The 14468-nt window shown below is 73.5% G+C and carries 12 protein-coding genes; 2 read left to right on the top strand and 10 right to left on the bottom strand.

Annotation, left to right across the window (positions count from 1 at the left end; translation table 11 throughout):
* The first annotated feature begins 24 nt into the window (after nt 1-24).
* A complete protein-coding gene (locus OP04_RS24490) occupies nt 25-966 on the top strand; it encodes a hypothetical protein (RefSeq protein ID WP_033342127.1) in 942 nt (313 codons plus the stop codon).
* An 18-nt stretch (nt 967-984) separates the two neighbouring features.
* Here the strand turns inward: OP04_RS24490 and OP04_RS24485 are convergent, their stop codons facing one another.
* From OP04_RS24485 to OP04_RS24460, 6 genes are all read right to left on the bottom strand, one after another.
* Nucleotides 985-2451, bottom strand: a complete 1467-nt coding sequence (locus tag OP04_RS24485; RefSeq protein WP_198153959.1) for an alpha/beta hydrolase — start codon at nt 2449-2451, stop codon at nt 985-987.
* A gap of 201 nt (nt 2452-2652) precedes the next feature.
* A complete protein-coding gene (locus OP04_RS24480; protein WP_033342125.1) occupies nt 2653-3408 on the bottom strand; it encodes an ABC transporter ATP-binding protein in 756 nt (251 codons plus the stop codon).
* Nucleotides 3405-4412 (bottom strand): FecCD family ABC transporter permease, encoded by a 1008-nt coding sequence (locus OP04_RS24475; RefSeq protein ID WP_033342124.1) that lies wholly within the window; start codon nt 4410-4412, stop codon nt 3405-3407. The genes OP04_RS24480 and OP04_RS24475 overlap by 4 nt, the downstream gene beginning before the upstream one ends.
* Nucleotides 4409-5122 (bottom strand): class I SAM-dependent methyltransferase, encoded by a 714-nt coding sequence (locus OP04_RS24470; protein ID WP_033342123.1) that lies wholly within the window; start codon nt 5120-5122, stop codon nt 4409-4411. The genes OP04_RS24475 and OP04_RS24470 overlap by 4 nt, the downstream gene beginning before the upstream one ends.
* The gene (locus OP04_RS24465) at nt 5119-6096 is read right to left on the bottom strand and encodes an ABC transporter substrate-binding protein (RefSeq protein WP_033342122.1); all 978 of its coding nucleotides are present in this window, start codon (nt 6094-6096) and stop codon (nt 5119-5121) included. Before OP04_RS24465 ends, OP04_RS24470 begins: the two co-directional genes overlap by 4 nt.
* A gap of 51 nt (nt 6097-6147) precedes the next feature.
* The gene (locus tag OP04_RS24460; protein ID WP_033342121.1) at nt 6148-6750 is read right to left on the bottom strand and encodes an NAD(P)-dependent oxidoreductase; all 603 of its coding nucleotides are present in this window, start codon (nt 6748-6750) and stop codon (nt 6148-6150) included.
* Between the two features lie 86 nt (nt 6751-6836).
* Between OP04_RS24460 and OP04_RS24455 the strand changes: the two genes are divergently transcribed.
* The gene (locus OP04_RS24455; RefSeq protein WP_033342120.1) at nt 6837-7592 is read left to right on the top strand and encodes a TetR/AcrR family transcriptional regulator; all 756 of its coding nucleotides are present in this window, start codon (nt 6837-6839) and stop codon (nt 7590-7592) included.
* Between the two features lie 154 nt (nt 7593-7746).
* Here the strand turns inward: OP04_RS24455 and OP04_RS24450 are convergent, their stop codons facing one another.
* The 4 genes from OP04_RS24450 to OP04_RS24435 form a co-directional block, all read right to left on the bottom strand.
* Nucleotides 7747-8589, bottom strand: coding sequence for an ABC transporter permease (locus OP04_RS24450; protein ID WP_033342119.1), 843 nt, complete (start codon nt 8587-8589; stop codon nt 7747-7749).
* Complete coding sequence (locus OP04_RS24445; RefSeq protein ID WP_051798856.1) at nt 8586-9512, bottom strand: ABC transporter ATP-binding protein; 927 nt, start codon at nt 9510-9512, stop codon at nt 8586-8588. The genes OP04_RS24450 and OP04_RS24445 overlap by 4 nt, the downstream gene beginning before the upstream one ends.
* The gene (locus OP04_RS24440) at nt 9509-10255 is read right to left on the bottom strand and encodes a hypothetical protein (RefSeq protein ID WP_157240265.1); all 747 of its coding nucleotides are present in this window, start codon (nt 10253-10255) and stop codon (nt 9509-9511) included. The genes OP04_RS24445 and OP04_RS24440 overlap by 4 nt, the downstream gene beginning before the upstream one ends.
* A gap of 89 nt (nt 10256-10344) precedes the next feature.
* On the bottom strand, nt 10345-13338 hold the full coding sequence (locus OP04_RS24435) for an AfsR/SARP family transcriptional regulator (protein WP_051798851.1): 2994 nt from the start codon (nt 13336-13338) through the stop codon (nt 10345-10347).
* Nucleotides 13339-14468 lie beyond the last annotated feature (1130 nt).

The raw sequence follows: 14468 nt of genomic DNA, 5'->3' as shown, positions 1-14468 counted from the left end.
CGCGGAATTGCTCCAATGAACGGTATGGAAAACATTCTCCTGGAGGACCGGAACCTGCTCGGCGTGTTCGCCGTCGCGATGTTCCGGGGCGAGGGCGACGACCCTATCGACACCGGTGAGCTGCTGCTCGGGCTCGCCACGGCCGGTGCCGCGAGAGAGATCCTGGAGACCGCGGAACTCACCCGCACCGTCGTCTCCGCCCTGCACCACCGGTGCCGCACGGAATGGTCCGGCGACGACCGCGGCGGCCCGGTCGAGGCGATCATCGCGGAGAAGGGCGCGCCGGTCGCGTTCACGGTCGCGGCCGCGGACGCGCTCCGGCACGCGACCGGCCCGCGCGACGTGCTGCGCGCGCTGCTGGACGACCCGGAGAGCCGCGCCATGGAGATGCTGCGCCGGGGGAGGGCGCCGGTCGAGGCGCTGCGCGACAGCCTGGACCACGACCGGCCGCTGCGGATCGCCGACCCGGTGCCGCGCGAGCTGCACCGCATCCGCGACATGCTGATCGGGCGCACCCGTTACCCGCGCGTCCGGTTCTGGCACAACCCGCTGCTGGCGATCCTGGCCCCGGCCCGGACGAACCTGGCCCCGCACCCGCTGACCTGGCTCGGACTGGAGGCGCGGGAGCAGGCCCGGGAGCGTGGCCGCCGCAAGCCCGGCACGGACGACGCGCTGCTGGCCGTGACCGCGATGTACGAGGTGGCCCGCCACTATCCGCACCTGTGGGGGGACGCGGGCGAGGCCTACAACGGCGCGATCGCGCTGGCCGGCAGCGGTGTCACCTATGCGGCGCTGCGGGACGCGGCCGCGCGCACCGAGCTGGGCGACGATCCCGCGCCGATGCGGAAGATCGTCTCGGAGCACCCGGGCGACACGGCCACGCTGCTGCGCCTGATCCTGGCCGACGGCACCCGCGCCCACCGCCTGCATGCCGCCGTCACGCGCCCCGATGCGGCACTCCCCTGATGTGCGACGCCCTGCGTGCTAACGGGTGCAGCGTGCGTCCGCGGCCGGCAACCGCAGGTCGATCAGGTACGCCGCCACCGCCGCATCCACGCACGCGTTCTTCCCCGTGGCCACGATCGTGTGCCCGTACCCGTCCACCGTCAGCAGCCCGCCGCCCAGCGTCTTCGCCAGGCTGATGCCGCCCGAGTGCGGTGTGGTCGTGTCCCCGGTGATCGACACGGTCAGCGTCGGGGCCACACCCTCGACCTTCGCCGGGTACGGGAAAGCCGGGTCCGGGGCGACCGGCCACGCCTCGCACGAGTCCCGCGCGCCTTCCGCGCCCGTGCCCGGGTCCATGAACGGCGCCGCCGCCCAGATCCGCTCGCGCAGCGCCACCGCCTGCGCCGGCGTCAGCCGCTCGTTGTCGATGCAGTTGATCCCGATCGTCGCGTCGATGAAGTTGCCCTCGGCGCCGCTTCCCAGCAGGTCCACCACCCCGAAGTACGGCGCCGGATCGCCGTCGCGCAGCCCGCTGATGATCGAGACCGTCGCCGGCCAGGCCGCGGAGTCGTAGAGCAGCGCGATCACGAGGCCCACCACGTCGTTGAACCCGGCCTTCCGCCCGTCCGCGCCGGTCAGCGGCCGGTCCACCAGCGGCCGCACCGTTTCCTGGAAGACCCGGGTCGGATCCGCTCCCAGCGGGCAGTCCGGCTTCGTCGCGCAGTCGGCCGCGAGCGCGTCGAACGCGGTCTGGAACGCGGCGAACGTGCCGAGCCGCCGCTCCGCGAATCCGAGCTGCGGGTCGACCGCGCCGTCCAGCACCAGCGCCCGCACGTGCGCCGGGAACTGCTCCGCGTAGAGCGCGCCGATCCGCGTGCCGTAGCTCTGCCCGAGGAAGCTGAGCTTCTCCTGCCCGAGCACGGCCCGCAGCACGTCCATGTCCCGCGCGGTGTCCCGCGAGCCGACCGCGCCCAGCACCTGCGCGCCGCCGGACAGTGTGGCGCACCCCTCCGCGATCGCCCGGGTGTTCGCCTCCGTGTACCGGCCCGCCGTGGTGATGAACTCCGCGGCCGTGTCCGTCTGCGCGTCGGTGAAGCAGTCCAGCGCGGGCCGGGACGCGCCCACGCCGCGCGGGTCGAACCCGACCAGGTCGAACCGTTCCGTGATCGGGCTGCCCGCCAGGTTCGCGGCCGTCTGCACCGCGAAGTTCATGCCGGTGCCGCCGGGCCCGCCGGAGTTCAGCAGCAGCGGGCCCAGCGACGCGCCGCGCGCGGGCACCCGCAGCATCGCGATCTCGCCGGTCGGGCCGTCCGGCGCGTCGTAGTCGAGCGGCACCAGCATCCGCGCGCACTCCTGCCCCGCGAACAGCTTCTCGTCGGCCGCCGTGGTCGCGTACCCGTCGCAGGACCCGAACGTCAGCGTCTGCCCGGTGAACCGCTCCAGGCTGTCGGATTCCGCGGGCTGCGGCGCGCAGGCTCCGAGCGCGAGCGTCAGCGCGATGGTCATGAGTCTTCTCATTCCTCGATCCCACCTGCTGCGGCCGTTGACCGGCAGGGCCGCCACGTCACCCCGGAACGTGACGTGGTGTCACTACTCGCCTTTCGGCGGCACGGAGGCCGCAGTCGATCGCTCAGCCGCTATTTCATGAAATTTCGGGACACGGAGTGCCCGGCGGTCGCGCGGGGCCCGGTGGAACTCGGTAACGCCTCAGACCGTGCGCACCACCGGACGCCCGTCCGCGCCGATCGTCACGTCCGCGTCGACGCGGTAGACGCGCCGGATCAGCGCCGGCGTCAGCACCTCGGCCGGCGTGCCGCACGCGACCAGCCGGCCCTCGTGCAGCAGCGCGATCCGGTCGCAGAACGCGGCCGCCAGGTCCAGGTCGTGCAGCGCCGCCACCACGGTCAGCCCGCCGCCGCGCAACCGCCGGAACAGGTCCAGCCGGTGCCGGAGGTCCAGGTGGTTGGTCGGCTCGTCGAGCAGCAGCACGTCCGGCTCCTGCAGCAGCGCCCGCGCGATGTCCGCCCGCTGCCGCTCCCCGCCGGACAGCCCTGCCCACCGCCGCGCCCCGATCCCCGGCAGCCCGGCTTCCACCAGCGCTTCCTCCGCCAACCGCCGATCCGCCACGGTGGCGGGCGCGAACGCGGACCGATGCGGGATGCGCGCCAGCAGCAACACATCAAGAACAGACATGTCCACATCGGCGGGTACGTGCTGGGTGACGATCGCGATCTGCCGGGCCAGCGCGCGGCGCGGCAGCGTGGCCCGGTCCACGCCGTGCAGCAGCACGCTGCCGTGCTCCGGGCGGCGCAGTCCGGCCAGCACCCGCAGCAGCGTGGACTTGCCGGAGCCGTTCGGGCCGAGCAGCCCGGTCAGCTCACCCCCGGGCGCGTCCAGCGTGACGTCGTCGAGCAGCACCTTTCCCCGTACCCTCGCGATGATTCTGTGGGCTTTGATGGTCATCCTGCGGTTCCCCTGCGACGCAGCAGCACCGCGAAGGCCGGCACCCCGATCAGCGCGGTGACCACGCCGACCGGCACCTCCTGCGGCGCGAAGACGGTCCGGGCCGCGGTGTCGGCCCAGATCAGGAAGATCGCGCCGGTCAGCGCGCACACCGGCAGCAGCACGCGGTGCCGCGCACCGGCCAGCGCGCGGGCCGCGTGCGGCACGGTCAGGCCGACGAACCCGATCGCGCCGGACGCGGCCACCAGCGCGGCGGCCAGCACGGCCGTGACCGTGAACAGCAGTGCCCGCACCCGGGCCGGCGAGAAGCCCAGCGACTGCGCCACGTCCGTGCCGAACGTGAACGCGTCCAGCGCCGGCGCGGCCGCCCAGCAGCAGAGCAGCGCGATCGCACCGACCGCCGCGCACGTGGCCGCGGACGCCCAGCTCGCCGCCGTCAACGAGCCCAGCAGCCAGAACGTGATGCTGCGCGTGTTCTGCGCGGTCGCGTCCGACACCACGATCAGGCTGGTCACGGCCGAGAACAGCTGACCCGCGGCCACGCCGGCCAGCAGGATCCGGGCCGGCTCGGTCCAGCGGCGACCGGCCAGCGCCAGCGCCACGGCGAACGCGGCGGCGCTGCCCAGGAACGCGCCCGCGGACAGCGCCGCCGCGCCGCCGGCGAAGCCGAGGACCAGCACCGCGACCGCGCCGGTGGACGCGCCCGCGGAGATGCCGAGCAGGTACGGGTCCGCGAGCGCGTTGCGGGTCAGCGCCTGCAGGACCGCGCCGCAGACCGCCAGCCCGGCGCCGACCAGTCCGGCCAGCAGCACACGCGGCAGCCGCAGGTGCCAGACGATGCTGTCGGCCAGCGGGTCCAGCGGCGTGACCGGCAGGCCGGCGTGCCAGGCGAGCGCGCGCAGCACCTGCGTCACGGACAGGTCCGCGGCGCCGACCGCGACCGCGCCGGCCGTGCTGAGCAGCAGCACGACCGGCAGTCCGATGAGGACGATCGCGCGTCTCATCGGCGGGCGAACACCACGTAGTCGTCGAGGTACTGCCACACCGTGCCCGTCTCGGTGAAGCCCGCGGCCTCCAGCGCGGCCAGGTGGAACGCGAGCGGCGCATCCGGCTGCGGCGGCCGGTCGGCGAACCTCGTCGCGCGCGTCTCGCGCTCCTCGGCCGTGGGGGCGGCATGCTCGTACCACTGCTGGTAGTTCAAGGCCCCCGCGGCGAACGCCGCCGCCTGGGTCTGCGCGTCGTGCCGCGCGGAGATCTCCCGCAGCGACGGATTGGCGGCACCGAAGCGCAGGTGGTCGGCGTTGAGCAGCACACCGCCCGGCTTCAGCAGGCCCGCGGCCGCGGTGTAGACGGCGGACAGCTCGGTGGGGGAGAACCAGTGCAGCGCCGTGGAGCTGAGCACGGCGTCGACCGGCGGGATGCCGTCCGTCCAGTCCGGCGCGGTCAGGTCCGCGTCGATGATGGTCACTCTCCCGGCCGGCAGTGCCCCCGCCGCCACCCGCAGCAGGATCGGGTCGTAGTCGACCGCGACCACGCGCGCGTCCGGGAACGCGGCCAGCACCCGGTCGGAGATCGCGCCCGGCCCGCAGGCCAGGTCCAGCACCGTTTCCGGCGGGTTCTCGCGCAGCACCTCCAGCATCACCTCGAAGCGCTGCTCGCGGTAGGCGATGTACGCCTCCTGCTGACGGTCCCAGGCCTCCAGCAGCTCCCTCATTTCTGCAGCTCCTTGAGCCCGGCCGCGACCTGCTCGGCGGCGGTGACCGACCGGATCGACGGGTCCATCGACGACCCGGCGACCGTGATGAACCGGTTGTCGCGCACCGCGTCCAGCTCCCGGGTGACCGGGTTCGCCCGCAGGAAGTCCATCTTGGACTGTGCGCTGTCGCCGTCGCCGCCGCGCGTGAGGTCGGCCAGCACGATCACGTCCGGGTTGCGCTGCGCGATCTCCTCCCAGCTGCCGGCCGGCCAGGTCTGCGCCGCGTCGCCGTAGGCGTTGCCCACGCCGAGGTGCGCGCCGATCGCGGCCGGCACGCCGTTCTGACCCGCGACATAGGGCGTGGAGGTGCCGGAGTAGTACCAGAGCAGGTCGGTGTCCTTCTTTCCCGTGTTCTCCGTGGCCGCCAGCCGCTGCTGCTGGTCCGCGACCACCTGCGCGCCCCGGTCCGCCACGCCGAAGATCCCGGCGATCTCGGTGACCTCCGCGAGGATCCCGTCGAAGGTCACCGCGGACTCGCCGGTCGCCGGGTCCTCGCAGGCGAACCGCGACAGGTAGGCCGGGACGCCCAGCTGCCGCAGGTCCGCGCGCGGTCCCGCCGCGTCCGGGGCGTAGGCGGACGTGAACGTCGAATAGACGAAGTCCGGCTTCGCCGCCAGCACGGACTCGCGGTTCGGGTAGAGCTTCGCGAGCACCGGGACCGCGTCGTAGCCGGTCTTGAGCGCGGGCAGGACCGGGTCGGTCTGGTAGCTGGTGCCCGCCATCCGGTCCGCGAGCCCGAGCGTCAGCAGGATCTCGGTGGCGTTCTGCTCCATGGCGAGCGCGCGCTGCGGCGGGGCGGCGACGGTGAGCGGAAGGCCGCAGCTGGTTGTCGCGGTGCTGGTGCCGGCGTTGCTCGCGCTGCTTGCGCCGCCCGCGCATCCCGCGGTGACGCCGAGTGTCACCAGCAGGGTGGATATGACAACGGTTTTCATGACGGGGAAGCTAGCACGGCCTCAAAGTTGACCCAGTCGGCGCCCCTGACGTCAGTGAGCAATCGTCGGAAAACGGCGTGACCAGCGGCGCTCCGTCAACTCCGCCACGATGAACGCCGCCAGATCGGCCCGGGTGATCTGCCACCCGCCGGCCGGCGTGCCGCCGTCCCCGACGCGATAGGCGCCGGTCGCCGGGGTGTCGAGCAGGCGCCCCGGCCGGACGAACGTCCAGTCCGGCGCGCTCTCCCCGACGATCCGCTCCATCTCGGCCATGTCCGCGTACTGCTCCCGCACGATCGGCCGCACCAGCCACCGGTAGGCCGCCGAGAAGTGCGGATCATCCGCCCGCACGCCACTGGAGGTGATCCCGATGACGCGTCCCCGCGGTGCCGCTGCGACGATCGCCCGTGCCGCCCCCGAGTAGAGCCCGTGCGCCTTCCGCCCCGCCGGCCCGATCGCGCTGATCACCACGTCCTGTCCCGCGAGCGCCTCGTTCAGCCCGCCTTCCTCCGACGCGTCCGCGCGCACTTCCCTGACCCCGTCGAATCCACCGGGGGTACGCACCGCGGCGGTCACGCGATGGCCGGCGCGGCCCGCCTCGGCGACGATGAGCCGCCCGGTGCGCCCGGCGGCGCCGATGACGACGACGTTCATGGTGGCTCCCTCTGCCCGCACTGACGAACGCTGTTCGTTACGAACAATGCTCGTTACGAACGCCGTTCGTCAAGTAGCCTGGCCCGGTGAGGACCGACACGCCACGCACCCGCCCCGCCAAGCCGCCGCTCAGCCGCGCCGCCATCGTCGCCACCACGCTCGCGCTGGTCGACGAGCTCGGCTTCGCCGCCGTGAGCATGCGACGGGTCGCCCAGGCCCTCGACACCGGTCCCGCGTCGCTCTACGTCTACATCGCCGACCGCACCGAACTGATGGCCGCCGCCTACGACCTGGCGCTGGCCGACGTCGAGATCCCCACCACCGGCCCCTGGCGCCCCCGCCTCGAACTGCTGGTCACCCGCGCCATCGAGTCCCTGGGCCGCCACGACGACCTGGCCTCGGTCACCTTCGCCGACGTCCCCACCGGCCCCCACGCGCTCCGCCTCACCGAGGCCATCCTCACGCTGCTCCGCACCGCCGCCCTGGACGACGCCGCCTGCGCCTGGGCCGCCGACCTCCTCGACGCCCACATCACCTCCTCCGCCCTGGAACTGGCCGCCCGCCACCGCGACCAGCGCACCGCCGCCACGCCTCCGCCCACCACGGCACCCGACCACCACGCGCCCTCACCGACCGGGCCGGCCGATCCCCGCGCCGCGTCACCGACCGCGCTGGCCGAGGCGACCGGCGCCCGCCTGCGCGCTGTCTACGACGCGCTCCCGCCGGACACGTTCCCCTCCATCCACGCGCTCCGCGCCCACCTCGTCGGCGGCGACCGCGCCGCCTGGAAACTCCGCGTGCTGATCGACGGCTTGCTGGCCCAAAGCCGCCCCCACGACTGACCTTTCGGCGTGGAGGCCCGGAGCTGCCGGGATCGACGGGCACTCCGAAGCGCCGCGACGCGCGTCGAGCCGTCGCGCCCCCGTCCCGAACGGTGCGTCCCGCTCCGCACGGCCGGGAGGCCGGGAAGCTCCTCCCGTACCCGCGGAAATGCTCTTAAAGGTCTTTGTGCTGGAAAGCCGCGACAGCCATCGAAAGCATGATCACCACCCACACCCCGGACCACACCAGATAGACCCCGCTCAGCGGCGTCGCGCTGAGAAACGGATGGCCCTTGAAAGCCTCGCTGAACCCGGCGATCAACGTCGGATCCTGGAACGCATGCATCGCCCCGCGCCACAGCCCGTCCGTCGGGAGCAGCGCATGCGCCACCGTCCCGATGCGGCGGATGCTGTCGTTCCCGAGCGCGCCGCCGAAACCGCCGATCACGCCCGCGATCCACGTCGCGCCGAACAGGCCGACCGCGACGATCCCCGACGCCATCGGCGACACCGCGGTCGACAGCAGCAACCCGAGCGTGAGCAGCGCGATCGCCTGAGCCGCCAGCAGTGCGAGCCCGGTCAGCGGCGCCGGCGGCCAGTACCCGGTCGTCACCCACGTGATCATCAACTGCGCGGATCCGGCGACCGCCACGAAACCACTGCCGAACACCACCAGCCCCAGCCACTTGCCGAGCAGCACGGACCTGCGACGGACCGGCCGCGCGAGCACGGCGAGCGCGATCCCGGACTCGGTCTCACCGGCCAGCGTCGGCCCGGCCAGGAACGCGGTGCCGAGCGCGGCGATCAGGCTCAGCCCGAACATCACCAGGTTCAGCACCAGCGCGGCCACCAGACGGGACTCGCCGCTGGTCAGGCCGCCGAACTCGGCGTCGATGCGCGAGAAACCCCACGCGCTGAGCGCCAGCAGCAGCACGGTCAGCACGGCCAGCGAGCGCAGCACCCGCCGCCGTGCCGCCTCCCGCAGCGTCAGCGCGGCGACGGTGAACACGGTGGTCATCGGGCCTCCCGCAGGATGGTGAGCAGGCGGTCCTCCAGGCTGACCCGGCCGGGCTCCACCGCGGACACGCGCACACCCAGAGAAACAAGATCAGAAACCAGGGTGGGTACGTCGTCCGGTAGCGCGATCGTCCACCACTCCCCGTCGCGGGCCGCCTCGGCGCCGAGGCGGGCGGCCGCTTCCGGGCCCACGCCGTCCAGATGGAGGCGCAGCTGCCGGCCGCCGAGCAGCTCGGCCAGCGTGCCGGACGCGGCGACCTTGCCCCTGTCCAGGATGACCACGCGGTCGCAGACGCGTTCGACCTCGCCGATCAGGTGCGAGTTGAGCAGCACGGCGACGTTGCGCTGTCTGAGCGCGAGCAGCAGGTCGCGTACGTCGGCGCGGCCGATCGGGTCGAGCGCGCTGGTCGGCTCGTCCAGGACGACCAGCTCGGGCCGGGCGGCCAGCGCGACGGCCAGGCCGAGGCGCTGCTGCATCCCCTTGGAGAAGCCGCCGACCCGGTCCCCGGCGCGGTCCGCGAGACCGACCGCCTCCAGGACGTCCCGGTCCGCGGGGACGCCGGCGAGCCGGGCGTGCAGCGTCAGCACCTCCTGCGCGGTCAGCCACGGCTGGTAGCGGAACAGTTCGGGCAGGTAGCCGACCCGCGCCCGTGCGCGAGGGTCGACGGCGGGGCGGCCGAGGAGCATGGTCTCGCCGGCGTCCGGGCGTACCAGGCCGAGCAGCATCTTGATCACGGTGGTCTTGCCGGCGCCGTTCGGACCGAGCAGCCCGACGACCTCGCCACGGCGGACGATGAACGAGACACCGTCGACGGCGATCCGGCGGCGGTAGCGCTTCTTCAGGTTGCCGGCCCAGACGGCGGGGCTCTGCGCGGTGGTTTCCCCGGCCGTCTGCTGCGGGCCGGCCGCGGGGCCGGCGGTCATCGGAGCTGCCGGGCCACGGTCAGGACCTCGTCTGCGGTGAGCGAGCCGGCGACGACCGTGACCAGGCCGTCGCGGACCCAGACCACGGCCGCGAGCACGCCGTCCCGCGACGTGAGGAGCGTGGCCGATGCGCCGTTCACGTCCGCGGGCGTGCTGGTCAGCCGCCCACCGCCAATGGGTGACGGGAGCGTGGTGCCGTCGCCGGCGAACTGCCGCAGCATCCCCTCGGGCACCCCCGCCCGGGACACCAGGTAGTCCCGCGCGACCACGAAGTCCGCACCGGACTCCGCGTGTGCCGCGGGCGCGACGGCCCGCCCGACGAACAGCGCCGGCACACCCCGGTCCTCCGCCCACACCGCCGCGACGCCGGGCCCGGCCGTGAGCCGGAACCGGCTGCCGTCCAGGGCCGCGTCGTCCGGCGCGTCGAGCGTGAACAGCAGCGTGGCCCGGTCGCCGGCGTGGAAGATCGGCTCGCCGGTCACGCCGCGCGGCAGCGCGTCCACCACCGGGAGCGCCAGGCCGTTCACCTCGCCGCCGGCCACCTCGCGGACGTGCGGCTCCTCGACGACCTGCACCTCGCCGTACGCGGAGAGGTCCGGCAGCGCGAACAGATCCTCCCGGCTGACCGCGACCGGTACCATCTCCTCCGCGCCGAAGACGGGCAGCCGATCGGTGGCGACGGCGACAACGGCCGCGGCCAGCAGCGCGGCGGCGACGGCATACGTGCTCCTGAAAGTCCTCACGCTGCTGTTATAGGCGTGACGGTGGCCTTTCGGACCCGGCATGCGCGGGATCAGCGCGGGACCTTCACAGATCCATCACGTGGTGCCGGTCAGCGGCAGGCGACCAGGCCCGCGATCAGCGCGTCCAGTTCGGCCGTGCGAGGGGAGTGACCCAGGGAGGCGTAGATGTCGCGGGACTCGGTCCAGGCGGTGATGGCGGCCTCGGGGTCGACCGGGGCCTGAGCGTCGCCGAGCGTGCGGAGGGCGTCGGCGAGGAAGGCGCCCCAGCCGCGCTGCCGCCACAGGCGGATGGAGGCGGAGAGGTGGTCGATCGCGCGGCGGTGGTTGCCGTCGGCCAGTTCGACGGCGCCGAGCACGCCGAGCGCGTCCGCGGTGTGGTGGGGGAGGTTGTACTCGCGGGCTATGGTCAGCGCCTCGGTGGCGTATCCGCGGGACGCCGGCGCGGGCAGATGGGCGCGGGCCAGCGTGAGCATGGTGAGCACCTCGGCATACCGGTCCTGGTAGCGGCGCAGCACACGCAGCGACTCGTCGAGCGCGACGATCGCGGTGCCGACCCGGCCGGCGCGGGTGTGCAGCACGCCGATGAACTGCAGGACGGTGGCGACGTACCGCTGGTTGCCGAGCTCACGGGCCACGCGCAGCGCGGTGGTCAGATGCTTCTCCGCGACCTCCAGCTGCAGCGACTCGCCGTACGCGACCGCGCTCGCCACGTGCGCACGGGCCTGCCCGCCGAGGTGATCATGCTCCTCGGCCAGCCGGATCGCCTCGGCCGCGTGCGCGATGGCCGGCGGATAGTCTCCCTTGGCCGCGAGCGCCCAGGCGACCATCACGGCCGCGTCGGACCTGCCCGGACCGTGCCCGACCTGCGCGAACAGCTCCGCGGTCCCCTCCGCGTCGCTGAGCAGGCGGTCCATCGCAGCGCCGGGGTGGTCGACCTCGTGCCAGGCCGCGAGCTCGGAGATGCCGCGCAGCATGACGGCCTCACCGAGCCGGTGCCCGGCCGCGCGGCAGGCCGCCAGCACGTAGTCGCTGGTGGACCGCCAGTCGATGTAGACGCCACGGATGTCGAAGTACTTCTCCATGCACCCGGCCAGGTCGAACGCGGCCTCGATCTCCCCGGCGTCGCACGCGTGCCGGACCACGGCCAGCAGCGACGTACGCTCGGCCGCGAACCAGTCGATCGGATCCGCGTCGTCCAGGCCCTCGACCGGGACCAGCGGGAACTCGCCGTGGATCGCGGCGTAGCAGGGGCCGGGGATGAGCGTGGCCATCCGGCGCGCGAGCCAGAGGTAGGCTCCGAAGCCGGCGCGCAGCACCTCCGTACCCTCGTGCGGCTCTTCGTCCTCCGCACGCTCGCGCAGGTAGAGCCGGACCAGGTCGTGGAAGTGGTAGCGGCCGGCCCCGGTCTTGTCCGTGCCGGCGTCGAGCAGCAGGTGCGCGTCGACGAGCCGTTCGAGCAGATCCTCGGCCACGGTCACGGGCACGGCGAGCACGGCGGCGGCCAGCCAGGACGGGAAGTCCGGCAGCGTGAACAGGCTGAGCCGCCGCGCGAGGCGCCGGCCGTCCTCGCCGATCGCCCGATAACTGGACGCGATCGACGTGCGCACCGCGAGATCGCCGGCGACCAGGTGGTCCAGGCGGCGCTGCTCGTCGCGCAGCGCGGTCGCGAGCCGGGCCATCGGCCACGCCGGGCGGGACCGCAGGCGCGCGCCCGCGATCCGGACCGCCAGCGGCAGCCGCCCGCACAACCGCAGAATGGTGGCGCTCTCGGCCGGCTCCCGGGCCAGCCGCTGCGGCGCGGCGACGCTGCCGAGCAGCGCGGCCGCGTCCTCGTCGGTGAACACGCCGAGCTGCACGCGGCGCGCACCCTCCAGGCCGTCGAGCCCGGCGCGGCTGGTGACCAGCACGGTGCAGGAGCCGTCGCCGGGCAGCAGCGGGCGGATCTGCGCCTCGTCCGCGGCGTCGTCCAGCAGCACCAGCACGCGCCGGCCGGCCATCCTCGACCGGTACGCGTCCGCGCGCTCGGTCAGGTCGATCGGGATCGCGCGCTCGTCCACGCCCAGCGCGCGCAGGAACCGGGCCAGCACGTCACCCGGCTCGACCGGCTGCGGCTCGGTGCCGCGCAGCGTCGCGTACAGCTGCCCGCCCGGATAGTCGGCGAGCGCGCGATGTGCCGCGTGCACCGCGAGCGTGCTCTTGCCGACGCCGCCCATGCCGGTGATCGTCACGACCGGCAGCGGCCGCCCGACCGGCGTGAGCGCGGCCTCCAGCCGGGCCACCTCGGCGGACCGGCCGGTGAAGTCCACGATGTCCGGCGGCAGCAGCGCAGGCCCGACCGGATCCGGCACCGACTCGTCCTCGCGGAGGATCATCCGCTCCGTCTCCAGGAACGCCGCGCCCGGCTCGAGACCGTGCTCGTCCGCGAGGAACCGGCGCGACTCCCGGCCGGCCGCGAGCGCATCGGCCCGGCGCCCGCACCGGTGCAGCGCCAGCATCAGCGCGATCCACAGCCGCTCCCGGGTCGGCGCGTCACGCGCGGCCCGGGTCAGGTCCGGCACGATCTCCCGGTGCCGGCCCAGCTCCAGCTCCGCCTCGTAGAGATCCTCGCAGGCCGCGAGCCGCTCCTCGCCGAGCTGCAGGCGGGCGGTATCCACATAGGCCCCCGCCGCGTCCGCCAGCGCCGGACCGTGCCACAGCGCCAGCGCCTCGCGCAGCATCGGCACACGCTCGGCCGCGGGCGCACCACGCGACCGCGCGGTCAGCGTGGTGAACCGCAGATAGTCGAGCTCGTCCGGCCCCGCGGCCAGCACGTATCCGCCGGCGCGCGTGGTCAGCTGCAGCGCGCCGACACCGGCCCGCCGGATCGCGGAGATGTCCGCCTGCAACTGGGACCGGGCCGTAGCCGGCGCCGCGCCACCCCACATCGCCTCCGTCAGCGCCGTCACGGTCACCACGCGACCCGCGTTGAGCAGCAGATATCCGAGCACGGCCCGGTGCCGCGGGCGCGGCAGCGCGGCCTGCGCGTCGCCGAGCCACAGCTCTACGCCGCCCAGGATCCGGAAACGCGGACGTGAGGCTGGCATCGAGGCCAGACTATCGCCGATTCCGCTCTACCGGCCGTTTCCGGACACGCCGACACGCCGCCCGGGTCCCCCTCACCCCGGGCGGCGCTCGTCTCCGCGCAACCGATGCGGATACGCCCCGTGTCGCACCGATTCGGTTGTCCCCCGATCGTCGGTCACGGCGCTTATACGAACGCTATATTTGCGGCTCCGCATGACCACTGCGCCCGCGCGCGACCTGCGGAATCACACGTGCGGCAGCAATAGAGTTCAAGATCTGACTGCATCTCCCGCTTCCGGCGTGGTGGCGGTCCGTTTGCTCCCGCGGGCGCTTGAGTTTTCCTGGGGGCGACCCCAGACCCCGAGCCCGCTGGCGCGATGGCCTGATCCGTGGATCGCCGGCGGTAGGCGCGCCGGTGGGGAGGCGGCAGACCCAGATCAAGATCTGGGGCATTTTCCCGCTTCCGGGGTGGTCCGGCAGCGTTGCTCCCGCGGGCAAACCTCGCTGCGCGGCAAGACTCCGCTGGCGCTCCGCTTGCCGCTTCGCGTCGGAGCCGGGTTCGTCGTGGTCGGGAAGAGCTACGCGAGTTCCGGCGTGGTCGCGGTGAGCGAGGCGTGGTCCGGTGCCGTCTCCGTCGCGGGTGTGGGCGCGACGGGATCGCGGGTCCAGTGCCGTCTTGTCGCGGGGGCGGGCGCTGGCGCGCCCGATATTTCGTGTTATTGGTTGCGACGGGTGGGCTGGTTGCGTTTTTGCCTCCGGCGGGAGCCTCCGACGCCGGGGCGGTGTAATGGCAACGTCAACTGCGATGCCCCACACCCGTGGGTGGCTGGGTTTCGTGCGGCCTGGCGGTCACCTGTGTGGGTGCTTGCGCATAAAGACAGAAACCCGCCGGCGGGCGGGTGTCGGGGCTGTTCAAGATCTTTGCGTCTTTGGTGGCCCTTTCGGCCCCCGGGAGAGGGTCGCCATAGACGCAAGGATCTTGGGTCCCGGGCATTGGAATGATGATCTCGGAATGCGGAAAGGGCGGGCGGGGCTGCCGTCGTGCCAGGGCTGCAGCCGGGGCTGCGGTGCGGGGCATCCAGACTGTGAGATGGCCCTGGCGGAAGCGTGCGAGCTGCAGTCGGGGCTGCGGTGCGGGGCTGTGCGCCCG

This window comes from Catenuloplanes japonicus, from assembly GCF_000717135.1.
GTDB lineage: Bacteria > Actinomycetota > Actinomycetes > Mycobacteriales > Micromonosporaceae > Catenuloplanes > Catenuloplanes japonicus.
This window is presented reverse-complemented; position numbering and strand designations above follow the sequence as displayed.

Excerpts from the sequence above, each read along its gene's own strand:
- OP04_RS24490 (WP_033342127.1), top strand. The coding sequence starts at position 25 with ATGGAAAACATTCTCCTGGAGGACCGGAACCTGCTCGGCGTGTTCGCC.
- OP04_RS24485 (WP_198153959.1), bottom strand. The coding sequence starts at position 2,451 with ATGACCATCGCGCTGACGCTCGCGCTCGGAGCCTGCGCGCCGCAGCCC.
- OP04_RS24480 (WP_033342125.1), bottom strand. The coding sequence starts at position 3,408 with ATGACCATCAAAGCCCACAGAATCATCGCGAGGGTACGGGGAAAGGTG.
- OP04_RS24475 (WP_033342124.1), bottom strand. The coding sequence starts at position 4,412 with ATGAGACGCGCGATCGTCCTCATCGGACTGCCGGTCGTGCTGCTGCTC.
- OP04_RS24470 (WP_033342123.1), bottom strand. The coding sequence starts at position 5,122 with ATGAGGGAGCTGCTGGAGGCCTGGGACCGTCAGCAGGAGGCGTACATC.
- OP04_RS24465 (WP_033342122.1), bottom strand. The coding sequence starts at position 6,096 with ATGAAAACCGTTGTCATATCCACCCTGCTGGTGACACTCGGCGTCACC.
- OP04_RS24460 (WP_033342121.1), bottom strand. The coding sequence starts at position 6,750 with ATGAACGTCGTCGTCATCGGCGCCGCCGGGCGCACCGGGCGGCTCATC.
- OP04_RS24450 (WP_033342119.1), bottom strand. The coding sequence starts at position 8,589 with ATGACCACCGTGTTCACCGTCGCCGCGCTGACGCTGCGGGAGGCGGCA.
- OP04_RS24445 (WP_051798856.1), bottom strand. The coding sequence starts at position 9,512 with ATGACCGCCGGCCCCGCGGCCGGCCCGCAGCAGACGGCCGGGGAAACC.
- OP04_RS24435 (WP_051798851.1), bottom strand. The coding sequence starts at position 13,338 with ATGCCAGCCTCACGTCCGCGTTTCCGGATCCTGGGCGGCGTAGAGCTG.